At 56.7% G+C, this 17,658-nt stretch carries 19 protein-coding genes; 5 read left to right on the forward strand and 14 right to left on the reverse strand.

The window, feature by feature from the left end:
• Positions 1-161: 161 nt before the first annotated feature.
• The 4 genes from bfr to pyrC form a co-directional block, all read right to left on the reverse strand.
• Positions 162-632: a bacterioferritin gene (gene bfr / locus ACIPY9_RS15825; protein WP_025261497.1), complete on the reverse strand. Its 471-nt coding sequence runs from the start codon at positions 630-632 to the stop codon at positions 162-164.
• Positions 633-833: 201 nt separating this feature from the next.
• Positions 834-1,052, reverse strand: a complete 219-nt coding sequence (locus ACIPY9_RS15830; protein WP_400703019.1) for a bacterioferritin-associated ferredoxin — start codon at positions 1,050-1,052, stop codon at positions 834-836.
• Between the two features lie 190 nt (positions 1,053-1,242).
• Positions 1,243-1,917, reverse strand: a complete 675-nt coding sequence (gene rnt, locus ACIPY9_RS15835; protein WP_400703022.1) for a ribonuclease T — start codon at positions 1,915-1,917, stop codon at positions 1,243-1,245.
• Positions 1,914-2,960 carry a dihydroorotase gene (gene pyrC / locus ACIPY9_RS15840; protein WP_400703025.1) on the reverse strand — a complete coding sequence of 349 codons (1,047 nt, stop codon included), beginning with the start codon at positions 2,958-2,960 and terminating at the stop codon, positions 1,914-1,916. The genes rnt and pyrC overlap by 4 nt, the downstream gene beginning before the upstream one ends.
• A 149-nt stretch (positions 2,961-3,109) precedes the next feature.
• Here pyrC and ACIPY9_RS15845 point away from each other — a divergent pair, with 149 nt between their 5' ends.
• Both ACIPY9_RS15845 and ACIPY9_RS15850 read left to right on the forward strand, forming a co-directional pair.
• Positions 3,110-4,018: an OmpA family protein gene (locus ACIPY9_RS15845; protein ID WP_400703028.1), complete on the forward strand. Its 909-nt coding sequence runs from the start codon at positions 3,110-3,112 to the stop codon at positions 4,016-4,018.
• 127 nt (positions 4,019-4,145) lie between these two features.
• Positions 4,146-5,363 carry an argininosuccinate synthase gene (locus ACIPY9_RS15850; RefSeq protein ID WP_400703031.1) on the forward strand — a complete coding sequence of 406 codons (1,218 nt, stop codon included), beginning with the start codon at positions 4,146-4,148 and terminating at the stop codon, positions 5,361-5,363.
• Positions 5,364-5,689: 326 nt separating this feature from the next.
• On the opposite strand, the gene ACIPY9_RS15855 is transcribed toward ACIPY9_RS15850, so the two are convergent.
• Entirely contained in the window at positions 5,690-6,217 is a 528-nt protein-coding gene (locus ACIPY9_RS15855) for a helix-turn-helix domain-containing protein (protein ID WP_400703034.1), read from the reverse strand.
• Between the two features lie 1,243 nt (positions 6,218-7,460).
• Between ACIPY9_RS15855 and ACIPY9_RS15860 the strand changes: the two genes are divergently transcribed.
• The gene (locus ACIPY9_RS15860; RefSeq protein ID WP_025261490.1) at positions 7,461-8,087 is read left to right on the forward strand and encodes a response regulator transcription factor; all 627 of its coding nucleotides are present in this window, start codon (positions 7,461-7,463) and stop codon (positions 8,085-8,087) included.
• A gap of 105 nt (positions 8,088-8,192) precedes the next feature.
• Here ACIPY9_RS15860 and ACIPY9_RS15865 read toward each other — a convergent pair whose 3' ends face one another.
• The 8 genes from ACIPY9_RS15865 to metG form a co-directional block, all read right to left on the reverse strand.
• Positions 8,193-8,375 carry a PA3496 family putative envelope integrity protein gene (locus tag ACIPY9_RS15865; RefSeq protein WP_400703038.1) on the reverse strand — a complete coding sequence of 61 codons (183 nt, stop codon included), beginning with the start codon at positions 8,373-8,375 and terminating at the stop codon, positions 8,193-8,195.
• Positions 8,376-8,482: 107 nt separating this feature from the next.
• Positions 8,483-9,121, reverse strand: a complete 639-nt coding sequence (gene nth, locus ACIPY9_RS15870; protein ID WP_400703041.1) for an endonuclease III — start codon at positions 9,119-9,121, stop codon at positions 8,483-8,485.
• Positions 9,118-9,705: an Rnf-Nqr domain containing protein gene (locus tag ACIPY9_RS15875; RefSeq protein WP_400703044.1), complete on the reverse strand. Its 588-nt coding sequence runs from the start codon at positions 9,703-9,705 to the stop codon at positions 9,118-9,120. The genes nth and ACIPY9_RS15875 overlap by 4 nt, the downstream gene beginning before the upstream one ends.
• A complete protein-coding gene (locus tag ACIPY9_RS15880; RefSeq protein ID WP_400703047.1) occupies positions 9,705-10,313 on the reverse strand; it encodes an RnfABCDGE type electron transport complex subunit G in 609 nt (202 codons plus the stop codon). The genes ACIPY9_RS15875 and ACIPY9_RS15880 overlap by 1 nt, the downstream gene beginning before the upstream one ends.
• Complete coding sequence (locus ACIPY9_RS15885; protein ID WP_400703050.1) at positions 10,310-11,290, reverse strand: RnfABCDGE type electron transport complex subunit D; 981 nt, start codon at positions 11,288-11,290, stop codon at positions 10,310-10,312. Before ACIPY9_RS15885 ends, ACIPY9_RS15880 begins: the two co-directional genes overlap by 4 nt.
• Positions 11,277-12,287, reverse strand: a complete 1,011-nt coding sequence (rsxB, locus tag ACIPY9_RS15890; protein WP_400703053.1) for an electron transport complex subunit RsxB — start codon at positions 12,285-12,287, stop codon at positions 11,277-11,279. Before rsxB ends, ACIPY9_RS15885 begins: the two co-directional genes overlap by 14 nt.
• The gene (locus ACIPY9_RS15895) at positions 12,284-12,862 is read right to left on the reverse strand and encodes an Rnf-Nqr domain containing protein (RefSeq protein ID WP_400703056.1); all 579 of its coding nucleotides are present in this window, start codon (positions 12,860-12,862) and stop codon (positions 12,284-12,286) included. The genes rsxB and ACIPY9_RS15895 overlap by 4 nt, the downstream gene beginning before the upstream one ends.
• Before the next feature lie 132 nt (positions 12,863-12,994).
• Positions 12,995-15,037, reverse strand: coding sequence for a methionine--tRNA ligase (gene metG / locus ACIPY9_RS15900; RefSeq protein WP_400703059.1), 2,043 nt, complete (start codon positions 15,035-15,037; stop codon positions 12,995-12,997).
• A 165-nt stretch (positions 15,038-15,202) separates the two neighbouring features.
• Between metG and apbC the strand changes: the two genes are divergently transcribed.
• The gene (gene apbC, locus ACIPY9_RS15905) at positions 15,203-16,297 is read left to right on the forward strand and encodes an iron-sulfur cluster carrier protein ApbC (RefSeq protein WP_400703061.1); all 1,095 of its coding nucleotides are present in this window, start codon (positions 15,203-15,205) and stop codon (positions 16,295-16,297) included.
• 162 nt (positions 16,298-16,459) lie between these two features.
• Here the strand turns inward: apbC and ACIPY9_RS15910 are convergent, their stop codons facing one another.
• Positions 16,460-16,669 carry a cold-shock protein gene (locus ACIPY9_RS15910; protein WP_002554837.1) on the reverse strand — a complete coding sequence of 70 codons (210 nt, stop codon included), beginning with the start codon at positions 16,667-16,669 and terminating at the stop codon, positions 16,460-16,462.
• 319 nt (positions 16,670-16,988) lie between these two features.
• Here ACIPY9_RS15910 and dcd point away from each other — a divergent pair, with 319 nt between their 5' ends.
• Complete coding sequence (dcd, locus tag ACIPY9_RS15915; protein ID WP_017126297.1) at positions 16,989-17,555, forward strand: dCTP deaminase; 567 nt, start codon at positions 16,989-16,991, stop codon at positions 17,553-17,555.
• Positions 17,556-17,658 lie beyond the last annotated feature (103 nt).

Here is a 17,658-nt window from a genome sequence, read left to right on the forward strand (position 1 = left end):
AGTGAGTAATCACGCTGTGTGCGCTTTACACCTTGCTCCATCTGACTCTCCGGAAATTCGGGATGGGAGGTGTAAACCTTATTCAGGACGGGACACAGACCAACAAAAAGCCCCGCCTCTAACGAGAGCGGGGCTTTTTGTTGGTCGCTGTCCCGAGAGGCTTAATCGCCCATCTGCGACTGCAGGTAGTTCTCGATACCGACTTTCTCGATCAGGCCCAGTTGGGTTTCCAGCCAGTCGATGTGCTCTTCCTCGGACTCGAGGATGTCTTCGAGCAGTTCACGGCTGCCGAAGTCGCCAACGGTCTCGAAGTGAGCGATGGCTGCTTTCAGGTCGGCCAGGCCTTTCTTTTCAATCTTCAGGTCGCACTCAAGCATTTCCTTGGTGTGCTCGCCGATCAGGATCTTGCCCAGCTCTTGCAGGTTAGGCAGGCCTTCGAGGAACAGGATGCGCTTGATGAGCTTGTCGGCGTGCTTCATCTCGTCGATGGATTCACGGTACTCGTGAGCACCCAGCTTTTTCAGACCCCAATCTTCGTACATGCGGGCATGCAGGAAGTATTGATTGATCGCGACCAGCTCGTTTCCGAGGATCTTGTTGAGATGCTGGATGACTGTAATGTCGCCTTTCATGTTCGAGGTCCTGCCGATGGCTTGTGTATATAAAGCGCGAGTTTGAGCTGCACTTATAAGCCTGTCAAACCTAAGTTATTGAATAATAAGTGAAATTAAATAAGAATAAGAATGTTTGAGTTCCGCATCTTGACGCTAAGCACTTGAATTACAGGCATAAAAAAACCGGACTCAAGGTCCGGTTCTTTGAAATGGGGGAATTCAGGCGGCTGAAAATTCTGCTGGATAGGCCAGCGCTACCTGACTGCTTTGCAGTTCTGTCAGGGTTTCACGCACCACTTCCTTGGCCAGGCAGGCGCATTTTCCGCATTTTGTGGCAACACCCAACGTTTGACGCACTTCACGATAACTGCAGCAGCCTTCAAGGATTGCATCCCGGATCTGGCCGTCAGTGACACCTTGGCAGAGGCAAACATACATAAGTCGGTAACCGTCGTTGGTTATTGCTTTGTGCCGAGGAGGTTAATCTTAATGAGAATGCTTGTCAAAACTGTTTTGGATACCGTTTATCGAGTCCGATGAGCGGTCGTTCTGGTGTGTGGCTGTCGCGTAGGAAATATAAATAAAAAAACCGGCACAAGGCCGGTTCATTCAATCATGAGGCCAGGCCTCAGTCGTCGTAGTCTTCCCAGCCGCCCATTTCTTTCCAGCGGTTGACGATGCCACAGAACAGCTCGGCGGTTTTCTCCGTGTCGTAGCGGGCCGAGTGGGCCTCGCGTCCGTCGAAGTCCATGCCGGCCGCCTGACAGGCCTTGGCCAGAACAGTCTGGCCATAAGCCAGGCCAGCCAGCGTGGCGGTGTCGAAGCTGGAGAACGGGTGAAACGGGTTGCGCTTCATGTCCAGACGGGCAACGGCGGCGTTCAGGAAGCCGAGGTCAAAGCTGGCGTTGTGGCCGACCAGCACGGCGCGTTTGCAGCCGTTGGCCTTGAGTGCCTTGCGTACGCCACGAAAGATGTCGGTCAGCGCGGTTTCTTCGCTGACGGCCATGCGCAGCGGGTGATCGAGCTTGATGCCGGTGAACTCGAGAGCAGCCGGTTCGATATTGGCGCCTTCAAACGGTTCTACACGGAAGAAGTAGGTGTGTTCCGGGAACACGAACCCTTTTTCATCCATGCCGATCGTGACGGCTGCAATTTCCAGCAGGGCATCGGTGGCGGCATTGAAACCACCGGTTTCCACGTCGATGACCACCGGCAGATAGCCACGAAAGCGCTCTGCCATTGGATGGCGCGAACCTGAGCCGCCGTGGCCGTCCTGTTCGTCGTCGTAATGATCTTCGCTCACGCGCTTTCCTCCAGCAGGCGCCAGCGCAGTTTTTCTCCGGCGCGCAGCGGGATTACGCTCAGCTCGCCAAAGGGCAGGCTGGCAGGGGCAGTCCATTCGTCACGCACCAGGGTGATGGTGTCCTGGTTGGCTGGCAGGCCATAGAACGCCGGGCCGTGCAGGCTGGCGAAGCCTTCCAGTTTGTCCAGCGCGTTGCGTTGCTCGAAGGCTTCGGCATACATCTCGATCGCCGCGTAAGCCGTGTAGCAACCGGCGCAGCCGCAGGCCGCTTCCTTGGCGTGCTGGGCGTGAGGTGCCGAGTCCGTGCCCAGGAAGAACTTGCCGTTGCCACTGGTGGCGGCATCGAGCAGGGACGTCTGGTGCGTATTGCGCTTGAGGATCGGCAGGCAATAGAAGTGCGGCCGGATACCGCCGACCAGCATGTGGTTGCGGTTGTAGAGCAGGTGATGTGCGGTAATGGTCGCCGCCACGTTGGCCGAGGCCGCGTTGACGAACTGCACGGCTTCGCCGGTGGTGATGTGCTCGAAAACCACTTTCAGCGTCGGGAAACGCTCGACGACACGACGCAGATGCTCGTCGATGAAGATTTTTTCGCGGTCGAAAACATCGATTTCGCCACGGGTGACTTCACCGTGGACCAGAAGCAGCATGCCAACTTCGGCCATGGCTTCCAGGGTCGGGAAGATCTTGTCGATGCTGGTGACGCCAGAGTCGGAGTTGGTGGTCGCTCCGGCCGGGTACAGCTTGGCCGCATGGACGAATCCGCTGGCCTTGGCCGTGCGAATGTCCTCGGGCGTGGTCTGGTCGGTCAGATAAAGCACCATCAGCGGCTCGAAGCGGCTGCCGGCCGGGCGTGCAGCCAGGATGCGCTGGCGATAGGCATCGGCTTGCTGCGCGTTGCGTACAGGGGGCACCAGGTTCGGCATGATGATTGCGCGGCCAAAAGTGCGCGCAACGTCAGCAACGGTGTGAGGCAAAACAGCTCCGTCACGGAGGTGGATGTGCCAGTCGTCGGGACGCAGAAGGGTCAGGCGGTCAGACATTGGGGATTCCAGGCGGGTCAAACTCGCTGGGAATCCTACCGGAAAAGACTCTCTCAGGCACTCGCTATCAAGTTTTGTAGGAAGCAACCGATAGCCCGGCATCAGGAAGCATTTTTGTTTCGCGTTTATTTTTATAAGTGGAGCCTCCCGTGCGCCAGCTATATATCGCCCTGCTCAGCGTATTCGCCAGCCTCCCTGCGATGGCCATCAGTTTCCAGACGCGTCTGGAAAGCATCGAGTGGAAGGTCGAAGGGGATCAGTTCGAGTGTCGTCTGAGCCAGCCGATCACGGATTTCGGTGTCGGTGAGTTTGTGCGCCGTGCCGGCGAGCAGGCCACGTTCCGTCTGAAACCGTCTTACAACATGCTGGGCAATGGCTCTGCTACGTTGCTGGCTGCCGCTGCACCCTGGCAGCCAGGGCGCGGTGATATCAATCTGGGTTCGGTCCGTGTCAGCAATGGCGAAATTCCGTTCAACAGCTCCGAGGTACAGGCTGGTCGCCTGATCAGCGGTCTGATGGAAGGTCGCAGTCCGCTTATCCGTCACAGCGCCCGTGATGGCGGTGGTGCGCTTGAAGTGCGCTTGCTGCCTGTCAAGTTCAGCCAGGCGTTCAACGATTACCAATTGTGCACGGCCAAGCTTCTGCCGATGAACTTCGACCAGATCAAGCAGGCTGAAGTCGGTTTCCCTGGCGGCGGTATCGAGCTGGATGCCAAGGCCAAGGCCCGTCTGGATAACATGATTGCCTATCTGCGCGCCGACCCGACGGTCAACCATATCGAACTGGACGGTCACTCCGACAACAGCGGCAACCGGCTGACCAACCGCGATCTCTCCCGTCGCCGTGCGCTGGCGGTGATGGATTACCTGAAGGCCCAAGGCATTCCGGAGCAGCAGATCACCTTGCGTTTCCATGGCGAACGCTATCCGCTGGTCCCCAATACCAACGAGGCCAACCGGGCGCGCAACCGCCGCGTGAACGTGCATCTGGAGCGCGTTCCACCCGAAGAGAAGCCTGTTCCTGTCGCCACGGCCGCCACTGCTGCCCGCACTTCGTAATCAAACCTTTCCTCACGAGGCTGGCAGAACCTGTCGCCTCGTCGTCACAAGCTGTCGCGCCCCTGTAAATTTGCTGGTTTGAACGGTAGAATCGTTGGTTTTCCGTACAACCCGGTGGAGTGATGGCATGGCGGACGTAAACAAGGTAGTTCTCGCGTATTCCGGTGGCCTGGATACTTCGGTGATTCTGAAGTGGCTGCAAGATACGTATAACTGCGAAGTGGTGACCTTTACCGCTGACCTGGGTCAGGGTGAAGAGGTCGAACCGGCACGTGCCAAGGCTCAGGCCATGGGCGTGAAAGAGATCTACATCGACGATCTGCGCGAAGAGTTCGTGCGTGATTTCGTGTTCCCGATGTTCCGTGCCAACACTGTCTACGAAGGCGAGTACCTGCTGGGTACTTCCATCGCTCGTCCGCTGATCGCCAAGCGCCTGATCGAAATCGCCAACGAAACCGGCGCTGACGCCATTTCCCACGGTGCGACCGGTAAAGGTAACGACCAGGTTCGTTTCGAGCTGGGTGCCTATGCCCTCAAGCCAGGCGTGAAAGTGATCGCTCCATGGCGTGAGTGGGACCTGCTGTCCCGTGAAAAGCTGATGGATTATGCCGAGAAGCATGGCATCCCGATCGAGCGTCACGGCAAGAAGAAGTCCCCGTACTCGATGGATGCCAACCTGCTGCACATCTCTTATGAAGGCGGCGTGCTGGAAGACACCTGGACCGAGCACGAAGAAGACATGTGGCGCTGGACCAAGTCCCCGGAAGCCGCACCGAACGTGCCGACCTACCTTGAGCTGACCTACCGCAATGGCGATATCGTCGCGCTGGACGGCGTGGAAATGACGCCTGCGACGGTTCTGGCTACCTTGAACCGCATCGGTGGCGAAAACGGTATCGGTCGTCTGGATATCGTCGAGAACCGCTATGTCGGCATGAAGTCCCGCGGCTGCTACGAAACCCCGGGCGGCACCATCATGCTGCGTGCCCACCGCGCCATCGAGTCGATCACTCTGGACCGCGAAGTCGCTCACCTCAAGGATGAGCTGATGGCCAAGTACGCCAGCCTGATCTACACCGGCTACTGGTGGAGCCCGGAGCGTCTGATGCTGCAACAGATGATCGACGCTTCCCAGGTTCACGTGAACGGTGTCGTGCGCCTGAAGCTGTACAAGGGCAACGTGATCGTTACCGGTCGCAAGTCCGAAGAGTCGCTGTTCGACGCGAACATCGCCACCTTTGAAGAGGACGGCGGTGCTTACAACCAGGAGGATGCAGCGGGCTTCATCAAGCTCAATGCCCTGCGCATGCGTATCGCTGCGAACAAGGGCCGCAAGTTCTTCTGAGTCCGGCCTGTTGCTTGAACGTGTAGCCCCACCCGGGGCTGCACGTGCATCGGGGATAGTGTGTTCAGGATTCCAACACGTTGTTTCTCCGCCGTTGTGCAATGCACGGCATAGGGTTCCCCTGGTTTCATTTCCTACCCCCGCACCCGCCCCGTCCATTCGGAAAGGGATGTCTTTTAATGGTCATGAAGGGTTCACGCATGGGGCAGAGGGATATTGTCGGCGCAGAGCCGTGGCTGTAAAGATGCGCGATCGGAAGAAGAGAGAAACAACGGTATCGATGCTGACTGAATCGATACCGTTGTCGCTTTTAAAGGCAATCATGTTCAGGGGGTATCGCCGTCCCTGTATTGTTTGAATTCAAATCGATAGGCTTTCCCGATATTCCAGACCTGACGAATACTGAGATCAAGTAGTTGTGCAATTTCCGGTACGGTATAACCCAGGCTGGAATAATGCATGGCGTGGCCTGCTACGGCATCATCAATATCCGCAGTGTCATAATGTGTTTCCTTTTTAGGTTCTTTTATCGGGCGGCTGAAGTTTATCTTTACGCCATTTTCCATGGCAAGTTGACGGATGTCCTTCTTGTTCATCCGCAAGGAATATTGAAGGGCCGAGACCCCGGCCCCCTTGGCCGCCAGGCTTTTCAATAGTTCAACTTTGGAACTCTTTTCAAGGTCCGGTTCAATAACGGGAGTTTCTTCCGCGACCAGATGCATGGGCGATTCTGCGGTTTCACCATCCGGTATTACGGCAATCACGCCTCCCTGCGCAACGAACTGTTCCACCGCAGCGCTCAGATCAAGAGGGGTTGTGTTGTGTGAAGACGAGTGAGAAGACTTGTTGTTCATGGTATATCCCTTTTTGAACATGGTTATACACATGGCCAATTCAAAAGAATTGTCAGGCCCGTGTCGGGCTTGTCAAAGGGAGGGTGTTCTTGATCGGCCATGTTCATGTTGCCCGAATCCTTTCGACTCTCTAGATAAGCCGAGTCCATATAAAGCAGTGTCATTCATGACGTCATTGAAGTGGCGTCGGTTGTGAGAGGTGCCATCTAATTGCGCATGTTTGTTGGCAAGAAGTAATGCGGTCGTTGTTAAAAAAGTAACGACTGGTAATAGAATTTGCAAGTGAAAAAACGGCGCGCTACATGAAATGGCGTGTTGAAGTTGATGCGGTCTTACATGTGGATTTTTACCGTCTGTTAGTCGTGTAGTACATTTCCTCTTTGGGTAGGCAGGGATGGAGGCGGGGCAAAATATAGTATTAGCTACTTGTCGAATGAGCCATTGTTGGATCGCAACTGTATGACGTCTATGAAGAAAAGCTTAAGAGGCGAGTGTTGGAAGTATTTATGTACCACTTTTGTATGAGTGATAGCGTAGAGTCAATGTCTTGAATGCTGTTGTCTTTCAGGTTGGCATGTACTAAGTGTTGGTGAGTGTTCTGTAGGAATATTCCTATAGATTTGTGGTTTTTGTCTTTGAATGTAAGCATGTAAAATAAAAACGTAATTATGTGTGTATTTTTTCAACATTGCGCCAAGGCATGATCCTGAGGCTATATTGATGAATGCATTCACACGTCATTGGTTTGAAAGTATGGGCGTTTAATGATGGCCGTCGCAGACAGGATAATGTTTGTACCTTAGTGCCCCGGGTATCCTTTTTGGTCTGCCTTCCATTTCATGAAGAATGGCAAGAGGCTATAGGGGGGACGTCTTGTTTCTATAGTCAGATGGCTAGGGTCTGATTTGCCATCATTGTGGCTTCATGTTCATCGAAAGGAGGATGGTTGACGGAGTGGGTATAAGGTCTGTACTTGACCTCATGGCAATAATTGTTTTACCTGAATTGCGATGCTCTATTCCAGCACTCCAGGCGCTAATGGTTTCATCGAATTCCGAAGGGGAGGCTCTATGAAAAACATAAAAAATAGTTCGTTAATATCGAAAACTGTAGGAATTTTCTGTTGTATATGTAGGAATGGTCTTTGCCTGTTACTCCTCAGGGGTGAGCGTCATGCAAAGCACTAAACGACTAAGCTATTGTGCTGACTCTGAAAACTCGAATAGCGAAAATTGGACTGCCCATGAATAAAGTGCTGATCGTGGATGATCATCCTGTCATTCGCCTTGCTGTACGCATGCTGATGGAGCGCCATGGCTATGAGGTCATTGCGGAGACGGACAATGGAGTGGACGCGTTGCAACTGGCTCGCGAACATTTGCCCGATATTGTCATTCTCGATATAGGGATTCCCAAACTCGATGGCCTGGAAGTCATTGCCCGCTTGTCTGCCATGACCTTGCCCTTCAAGGTCCTGATTCTTACATCCCAGGCTCCTGGTCACTTCTCCATGCGTTGCATGCAGGCGGGAGCGGCCGGGTACGTCTGCAAGCAGCAGGACCTGACCGAACTGCTGAGTGCCATCAAGGCGGTATTGTCCGGGTATAGCTACTTTCCCAACCAGGCCTTGCATACCGTTCGCTCAAGCATGGGGAATGCGAGTGAGGCTGATATGGTCGATCGTCTCTCGGGCCGAGAGATGATGGTGTTGCAACAACTTGCCCGAGGAAAGACCAACAAGGAAATTGCGGACGGTATGTTCCTGAGCAACAAGACGGTCAGTACTTACAAGACGCGTCTGCTGCTCAAGCTCAATGCACATTCACTGGTCGATCTGATCGAACTTGCACAGCGCAACGGTCTGGTCTGACGCGTATGTTTAGAGGGCTTGCCGGGTTTCAGATGAGCAAGCCTGCACCAAGGAAAGCCTCTCCCGATGAGAGGCTTTGAATGCCGTACACCACAAGGGCGTCGTTTAGAGGTCGAAGTCGTAATCGGCCAGTTGTTTCTGCAGGCGACGCTCTTCAAGCATGTTATCGATGGTGCGTCTCTTGCTCAGATTGGTCTTTGCCGGTTCGACAGGGGGCTGCTCGCTTTCGTCTGAGTCGACAGCGGTAAAATCGTCGTCTACGTCCAATTGCTCTTTGCCAGTACTCATGAAAGTTGACTCCAGGCGTGGGCTGTCATTGGCGCACCTTATATCGATAATCCCGATGCCGGTAAAAAAGATTTTTTCAATCGATCAGGCAAGAAAGCCTCTATTGATCAATCGTCCGAGGTTTTTTCCTTGTAATCGCAAAGGTCTTCGATTCGGCAACTGCCACAGCGGGGCTTGCGTGCCTGACATACATAACGCCCATGCAGGATCAGCCAATGGTGAGCATCCAGCAGGTAGTTTTTTGGTACAAACTTCATCAACTGTTTTTCCACTTCCACGACATTCTTGCCGGGTGCAATCCCTGTACGGTTACTGACACGAAAGATGTGGGTATCGACCGCCATGGCGACTTGCCGAAAAGCCGTGTTCAGCACCACATTGGCCGTCTTGCGTCCGACACCTGGCAAGGCCTCCAGGGCTTCACGAGTTTGTGGCACTTCGCTGTTGTGCTGTTCCATCAGCAAACGGCAAGTTTCAATGACGTTCCTGGCCTTGCTGTTATAGAGCCCGATGGTCTTGATGTATTCGGACAGCCCTTCGACGCCCAGCGCATGAATGGTCTCTGGCGTATTGGCCACGGGATAGAGCCGTGCAGTGGCCTTGTTGACGCTCACATCGGTAGCTTGCGCTGACAGGATCACCGATATCAGTAACTCGAACGGCGTGGTGTAGGCCAGTTCGGTTTTGGGATCGGGATTGTCTTCGTGGAGCCTGCGGAAGATCTCCAGACGTTTGGCGGCATTCATGAAGAGGGTGTGTCCTTCGGGGGTGTCGGCCTGTTGAGGGCATTGTAGGCGGCAAGAAGAAGGCCCAGAAGAATGAAGCCTCCGGGGGCCAGGGTTGCCATGTGCAAGGTTTGAGGCAGGTAAGACAGGCTAATTTGCCACTCTGCCGCCTGATTGCCAAACAGCCAGTGGGCGTCGCTCAGAATGGTTGCCTGGCCCGCCAGTTCGCGGATGAGCCCCATTATCAGCATCAAGGCTGCATAGCCGCCGAGAGTGCGTTTGCCGATACGGGTTGTGTGAGTCTGCATGCAATGAAGGGCAATCAAGGGCAGGTAGATACCCAGGGCCTGATGAAGCTCGGGAAACTGAAACTGCAGGCCGGTATCTGCGCAGGTGACCAGCGTGGCGGCAATGAGGGCGCTGGCAATCCATGTCTGGCCTGTGTTGAGTAAGGGCGTCAGTCCCTTCAGCAGTCGGTGATGCAGTGTGCCAAGTGCGCCGAATATCAACAGGAAAGCCAGCGCCTTGATCAGCGAGTCTGTAACGCCAATCAGCGGAACAAGGCTCAACGTGCCGGCCAGAACCGGGGACGGGGTGCGCAGCATCAGGGATGTGCTCCTTTGTCTGCGGCCAGAAGCTGTACCTTGTGGGTGTCGAAATAGCGCAGGGTTTCATGGAGGGCCTTGACCGTGGCCCTTGAGGTGATCGTTGCTCCGGCGATCTGGTCAAACGTGCCGTTATCGGTCTTGACTGCCCAGCGACTGTCTTCCGGGTCATCCAGAGACTTGCCCGAAAAGCCGTTGAGCCATTGAGGGCGAGTGACGAGGCGGCCCCCGATATCGGGTGTCTCATGCTGTTCCAGCACTTTGATGCCCATCAGACGCCCTTCTGTCGACAGGCCGATCAACAGGTCGATGGCCCCGGCATAACCCTGGCTGCGACTGTGAAAGATCACGGCGCAGGGTTGACCCTGACGGGTTGCGAGAAAAGCGCCGAGTACCGGGGTTTCATCGGGTGTAGAGGGTAGGGTCAAAGGGTGTTTCAATGGCTGGTTGTCGTAACTGCCGGTCGGCAGAACGCTTGTCCATTCCTGATGGCGGACTTCCTCGCGAGCGGCCTGAATGGCCGGTGCGGCAGAGTGTTGCAGAAGCATGCTGAGGCCAATGCCCAGGCCCGCGATGGCGATGATCACGATCACGCCCGGCGCTTTCACGAGGCGGCCTCCGTCGGGGAACGCATCGCCAGTCGCTCCAGGGCCGGTACAGCCAGATTCATCAGCAGGACAGCAAACGCCAGGCCGTCCGGGTAGGCGCCCCAGGTGCGGATCACATACGTCATCAGGCCGATGCCGACCCCGAACATCAGGCGTGCGCGTGGGCTTGAAGGGCCCGATACCGGTTCGGTGGCAATGAAGAAAGCCCCCAGCATCGTGGCCCCGGTCAACAGGTGAAAGACCGGAGAGCCGTTGGAGTCCGAGCCGGAGCCGTTCCAGCACAGCAGGCTGATTGCAAACAGGCTGGCCAGCATGCCAAGCGGAGCGTGCCAACTGATGATCCTGCGTTGCAGCAACCAGGCTCCTCCGGCCAGAAATGCCAGATTGACCCATTCCGAGCCCCGACCGCCCAGGCCTCCAAAGGCCGGGTGGCTGGCGAACAGTTCATCGAGGGTCAGGTTGTTATTGATGCGCAGGGTGTCCAGCGCCGTTGCCTGGACCCAGGCATCCGGGCCGTTGGGGCTGAAGCCGAAAATCTGCTGTAAGCCACCCATCAGGCTCAAGCCATGGCTCGCAGGCCAATGGTTCATCTGCTGCGCAAAACACACCAGCACAAAGGCATAACCGAGCATGGCCGGATTGAAGGGGGTCTTGCCGACGCCGCCATACAGGTGTTTGCCAAACGTCATGGCGAAACTGCTGGCCAGGCATGTCAGCCACCAGGGAGCGTAAGGGGGCAGAGCGAGGGCGAGCAACGTTGCGCTGACCAGTGCGCTGCCGTCCATGAGTCTTGGGCGGGCAGGCTGTTTGCGCAGGGTGAGGCAGGCGAATTCGACGATCAGGGCTGTCGCCGTTGCCAGCAGCCAGGTCATCAATACGCCCCAGCCATAGAGCCACAGCAATGTCAGTGCGCCCGGCAGTATGGCCAGCAGCACCATCCCCATGGACTTCTGTAACGTCGCTTCAGGCGTGGGCATCGGTCAGGGTCGCTTCTTCAGCGTCAGCCAGAGCCTTTTCGGCCTGTTGCAGTTCGGCACTCAAGGCGGCGATCTGTTCGGTGCCGGCTTCGGCAGTCTGGGCTTTCTTCAGGGCGGCACGGGCCATGGCCAACTGGATCTTGGCGCGCTTGACGGCACCGTTGTCGACTTTGGCGACCGGTTTTGTCGAGGGGGCGGGAGCCGCGGACAGCAACGTCTCAAGCGCCTTTTCGGCTGCCTCGAACTCGTGTTGCAGTTCCACCAGCCGGGCAGCCTGTTCCGCGATGGGGGGATGGCCGAAAGCCTTGAGCGATTTGTTCAACTGCGCACGGCTCATGGCCACGGCAATGCGCGCCTTTTTCAGCGTCTCATCTTCTACGCTGGCCTTATCGATGTGAGGCGATGCAGGCAAACCGGCAGAGGCGGTCAGCGGCTTCTGTGTGCGAGCCAGCCGTTCGGCGGTGCGTTGTTCCTGTTCGCGACGCAGGCGGGCATTGCGTGACTCGAAACGGTGACGGGCATGATTGCGCTTCTGGGCGCGGGCCTGTTGCTGTTCGGCCGTCAAGGCCAGGCCGCTCACGATCGGTATGACGGTTGCCAGCGGCAATGGGTGCATCTCGATACAGTCCACGGGGCAGGGTGCAACGCACAAGTCACAGCCGGTGCATTCGTCGATGATGACGGTGTGCATCTGCTTGGCAGCCCCGACAATGGCATCGACCGGGCAGGCCTGAATGCACTTGGTGCAGCCGATGCATTCGGCTTCACGGATGAAGGCGACCTGTGCCGGTGCCGAGCCGCGTTCGGTATCCAGTGCCAGAGGCGGGACTTGCAGCAGTTGCGCCAGTTGCTCGATGGTTTCTGCGCCGCCGGGCGGGCATTTGTTGATGGCTTCACCCTGAGCGATGCCTTCGGCGTAGGGCTTGCAGCCGGGGTGGCCGCATTTGCCGCACTGGGTCTGTGGCAGAAGGGCGTCGATACGCTGGATCAGGTTCATGCTTTGATCAACCCGTTGAAGCCCAGAAACGCCAGCCCCATCAGGCCTGTGCCAATCAACTGGATCGGCATGCCGCGAAATGCCTGGGGAATGTCCTCGGATCGAACCCTTTGCATCAGATCGTCCAGCAGGCTCAATACCAACCAGAAGCCCAGGCCTGCACCGAGGCTCAAGGCAATCAGGTGCCCGAAGCCTCGTTCAGTGGCCAGGCCGATCAGCAATACGCCAGCAATGCCTGCATTGCCCAGCAACAAGGGCCATAGACCGCTGAAGTCCAGTCGAGGGAACAGCGTGCTCAGCCCTGTCAGGCTGGGGGCAATCAAAAGCACGATCACCGGCAGGTATACGAAGAGTCGCAGGTAGGTCAGGTTCAGGGGCGACAGCACATACTCGAGGATCAGGTAACTGATGACGCTGCTTGCCAGCATCAGCCAGCAGGTGGCGATGCCCAGGGCATGCAGGCGGTGCCGTGCCAGAGCATTCGCTTGGGGCAATGAATCGACGCCCAGCGGCTGCTGCAACACAAAGTTGTTGATCAGGGCGGCACTCAAGAGTGTGTAGATGAAATCGGTCATGATCTTGCCGGGTGGCGAACAGGCTGGCGAGCCTCTTTCAAGGGTAGACAGTATCCGGCAAGAAGATGACTTGCGGACAGACGAAGGCCCGATAGCCGTCGTGTTGCAACGGCTATCGGGCCTTCGGTTGCATCACTTGATGCGTTGGCCTGGTTTTGCGCCGCTGTCGGGGCTCAGCAGGTAGATTTCTTCACCGCCGGGGCCGGCTGCCATCACCATGCCTTCGGAGATGCCGAAGCGCATTTTGCGAGGCTTGAGGTTGGCAATCATCATGGTCAGGCGACCTTCCAGCTTGCTCGGGTCCGGGTAAGCGCTCTTGATGCCGGAGAACACGTTGCGTTGCTCGTCACCGATATCCAGGGTCAGGCGCAACAGCTTGTCGGCACCTTCCACATGTTCGGCTTTCAGGATCAGCGCAACCCGCAGGTCGACGGCGGCGAAAGTATCGAAATCGATTTCCGCCGACAGTGGATCCTTGGTCAGTTCACCGTTGCCTTGTGGGGCGGTGTCGGTGGCACTGGCGGCCAGGTCTTCTTTGGAGGCTTCGGTCATGGCTTCCACTTTCGAGGGATCGATGCGAGTCATCAGGGCCGAGAACGGATTGAGCTGATGATTGCCCAGCAGGGTCTTGTGATCGTCCCAGGTCAGTGGCGCGACATTGAGGAATTTCTCGGCGTCGGCGGCCAGCAGTGGCAGGACGGGCTTGAGGAAAATCACCAGTTGGCGGAACAGGTTGATACCCAGGGCGCAGACGGCCTGGACTTCATCCTGTTTGCCTTCCTGCTTGGCCAGGGCCCACGGAGCCTTGTCGGCGATGAAGGCGTTGGCGCGGTCGGCCAGGGCCATGGTTTCACGCATGGCACGGGCAAAGTCGCGTGCCTCGTAAGCCTCGGCGATGCCGGGTGCAGCCGCCAGGAAGGCGTCGGTCAGCTCTGGCGCGGCATTGCCTTCGACCAGTACGCCCGCGTTGCCCTTGTGGATGAAGCCGGCGCAACGGCTGGCGATGTTGACCACCTTGCCGATCAGGTCGGAGTTGACCTTCTGCACGAAGTCTTCGAGGTTCAGGTCCAGATCGTCGACACCACGGCCCAGTTTTGCAGCGTAGTAGTAACGCAGGTACTCGGGCGACAGGTGATCCAGGTAGGTACGAGCCTTGATGAACGTGCCGCGGGACTTCGACATCTTCTGGCCGTTCACGGTCAGGTAGCCATGGACGTTGATGCCGGTCGGCTTGCGCAGGCCTGCGCCTTCGAGCATGGCTGGCCAGAACAGGGCGTGGAAGTTGACGATGTCCTTGCCGATGAAGTGGTACAGCTCGGTGGTGGAGTCCTTGGCCCAGAAGGCATCGAAATCCAGGTCCGGGCGACGTGCGCACAGGTTCTTGAAGCTGGCGATGTAGCCGATCGGGGCATCCAGCCAGACATAGAAGTATTTGCCCGGTTCGTCCGGAATCTCGAAGCCGAAGTACGGCGCATCACGGGAGATGTCCCATTGTTGCAGGCCGCTGTCCAGCCATTCGGCGATCTTGTTGGCGACGGCGTCCTGCAGGGTACCGCTGCGGGTCCAGCCCTTGAGCATCTCCTCGAAGGCCGGCAGGTCGAAGAAGAAGTGCTTGGAATCCTTCAGGACGGGCGTAGCGCCGGAAATCGCCGATTTCGGGTCTTTCAGGTCTGTCGGCGCGTAGGTGGCACCGCATTTCTCGCAGTTGTCGCCGTACTGGTCCTCAGTGCCGCATTTCGGACAGGTGCCCTTGATAAAGCGGTCGGCCAGGAACATTTTCTTTTCCGGGTCGAAATACTGGGTGACCGAGCGAGTGGCAATGTGCCCGGCATCGCGCAGACGGGTGTAGATCATGCTCGACAGCTCGCGGTTTTCTTCGGCGTGCGTCGAGTGGAAGTTATCGAAGTCCACCAGGAAGTCGGCAAAGTCGGCGCTGTGTTCGGCCTTGACGTTGTCGATCAGTTGTTCTGGCGTGATGCCTTCCTTTTCCGCGCGCAACATGATTGCCGAGCCATGGGCATCGTCTGCGCAGACATAGGTGCATTGGTTGCCGCGATGCTTCTGGAAGCGTACCCACATGTCGGTCTGGATGTACTCGAGCATGTGGCCAAGGTGAATGGAACCATTGGCATAGGGCAGGGCGCTGGTAACGAGGATCTTGCGTGGCTCGGACATGGGGCTCGGCTACTTGAAGTGAAACGGAGGTCGGCCACTATAAAGGTCTGAGCGATTTTTTTCACCTTGCCGTGCCCCTGTAAATGCAGTGAAACCATGTCGGCATTCGACATAACGGGTAGGATAGCCGCCTGTTTTAGTCAGTCTCTTTATCGGAGTAAGCCCATGAGCGCTGTTAACCGCGCAGCGGTGGAGACGATTCTTCGCCAGTACACCGACCCTTACATGAACCAGGACCCGGTCAGCGCCGGTTGTGTCCGGTCCATCGATATTCAGGGCGCACAAGTCACCGTGCAGCTTGAACTGGGTTATGCCGCCGACCTGTTCAGAAACGGTTGGGCACAGGTGCTGAAAACGGCAATCGAAGGCCTTGATGGCGTTGCCTCGGCCAGGGTTGATATCCAGAGCACCATCAACCCTCACAAGGCCCAGGCTCAGGTTCCGGGGCTGGCCAATGTGAAAAACATCATTGCGGTCGCTTCGGGCAAGGGCGGTGTCGGTAAATCCACGACCGCCGCCAACCTGGCGCTGGCCTTGTCCCGAGAGGGTGCAAGGGTCGGGATTCTGGATGCCGATATCTATGGTCCGAGCCAGGGGGTGATGTTCGGTATCCCTGAAGGCACCCGGCCGCGCATCAAGGACCAGAAGTGGTTCGTGCCGATCGAGGCGCATGGTGTCGAAGTCATGTCCATGGCCTTCCTGACCGATGACAACACGCCGATGGTCTGGCGCGGGCCCATGGTGTCCGGTGCCTTGCTGCAACTGGTGACCCAGACGGCCTGGAACGATCTGGATTATCTGGTCATCGACATGCCGCCGGGCACTGGCGATATCCAGCTGACCCTGGCGCAGAAAGTCCCGGTGGCCGGCTCTGTGATTGTCACGACCCCTCAGGATCTGGCTCTGCTGGACGCGAAGAAGGGCGTCGAGATGTTCCGCAAGGTCAACATTCCGGTGCTGGGCGTCGTGGAGAACATGGCGGTGCACATCTGCTCGAACTGCGGGCATGCCGAGCACCTGTTCGGCGAAGGCGGAGGCGAGAAGCTGGCCTCGCAATATGACGTCGAACTGCTGGCCTCGCTGCCGTTGTCGATGTTGATTCGCGAGCAGGCCGATGGTGGCAAGCCGACGGCGATTGCCGAACCGGAAAGCCAGATTGCGATGGTCTATCAGGAACTGGCGCGGCATGTCGGTGCACGGATTGTCTTGCAGGAAGCTGCGAGCCCGGCGATGCCGACGATTTCCATCAGTGACGATTGAGGCGGGAGCAGCAAGCTTTAAGCCGCAAGCTTCAAGTCAAAAGCTTGTAGCTTGTAGCTTGTAGCTTGTAGCTTGTAGCTTGTAGCTTGTAGCGCCAAAGCCCTACAGGCATAAAAAAACCCCGCTTTTGAGGGCGGGGTTTTTTAAGCGAATCAGGACAAGTTAGATAACTTGAACTTCTTCAGCTTGCATGCCTTTCTGACCGCGAGTAGCGATGAAAGAAACCTGTTGGCCTTCTTTCAGGCTTTTGAAGCCGTCGGACTGGATAGCTTTGAAGTGTACGAACAGGTCGTCACCGGATTGTGGAGTGATGAAGCCGAAGCCTTTTTCATCGTTGAACCACTTGACGGTACCGGTTTGGCGATTGGACATAATATATCTCCTTGGACAAAGTTAACTGCGGTTCAGGAAGAGCCCTGGCCGAGACTGAGTGCAAAGAGCTGGAAAATTCATGGAGATGGTTGGATCGAAATTCAACATCGTGTAGAGATTCTCAGTGACACAAGCAACACAGTGGCGCCACCTTAACCCTTTTTACGGGACGTGCCAATGGGCTGATGAGGATTATTTCCATTACCGCTCAACCGGCATGCAGGTCCCGTAAACTCTGGATCTGTTGCCTTTGAACCGGACGCCTCGGCCCGGTAAGATGCCGGACAACTTTTTTCACCTCGCTATTCAGGACATCGCCATGAGCATCAAATCGGACAAGTGGATTCGCCGCATGGCGCAAGAGCACGGCATGATCGAGCCTTTCGTCGAGCGCCAGATGCGTGGCGAAGGCGCTGACCGACTGATTTCCTTCGGGGTTTCCAGCTACGGCTACGACGTGCGTTGCGCCGATGAATTCAAGGTATTCACCAACATCAACTCGGCGACCGTCGATCCGAAAAATTTCGACGAGAAAAGCTTTGTCGATATCAAGAGCGATGTCTGCATCATTCCGCCGAACTCCTTTGCCCTGGCCCGTACCGTCGAATACTTCCGTATCCCGCGCAATGTCCTGACCATCTGCCTGGGCAAGAGCACCTATGCGCGCTGCGGGATCATCGTCAACGTCACGCCGCTCGAGCCCGAGTGGGAAGGCCATGTGACGCTGGAGTTCTCCAACACCACGACACTTCCGGCGAAGATCTACGCCAACGAAGGCGTGGCGCAGATGCTGTTCCTGGAGTCCGATGAGGAATGTGAAGTGTCCTATAAGGACCGCGGCGGCAAATATCAGGGCCAGCGCGGCGTGACACTGCCTCGCACATGATTTTTCAGGGCGCGGAAACGGGCAATTGAATTAATACCTGTTTCCGCACTCTATCTTCCTGACTGTCCCCCTCACACATTGCGTGTGCGGGACCGATGATCGG

Source organism: Pseudomonas sp. NPDC089734 (assembly GCF_044748865.1).
GTDB lineage: Bacteria > Pseudomonadota > Gammaproteobacteria > Pseudomonadales > Pseudomonadaceae > Aquipseudomonas.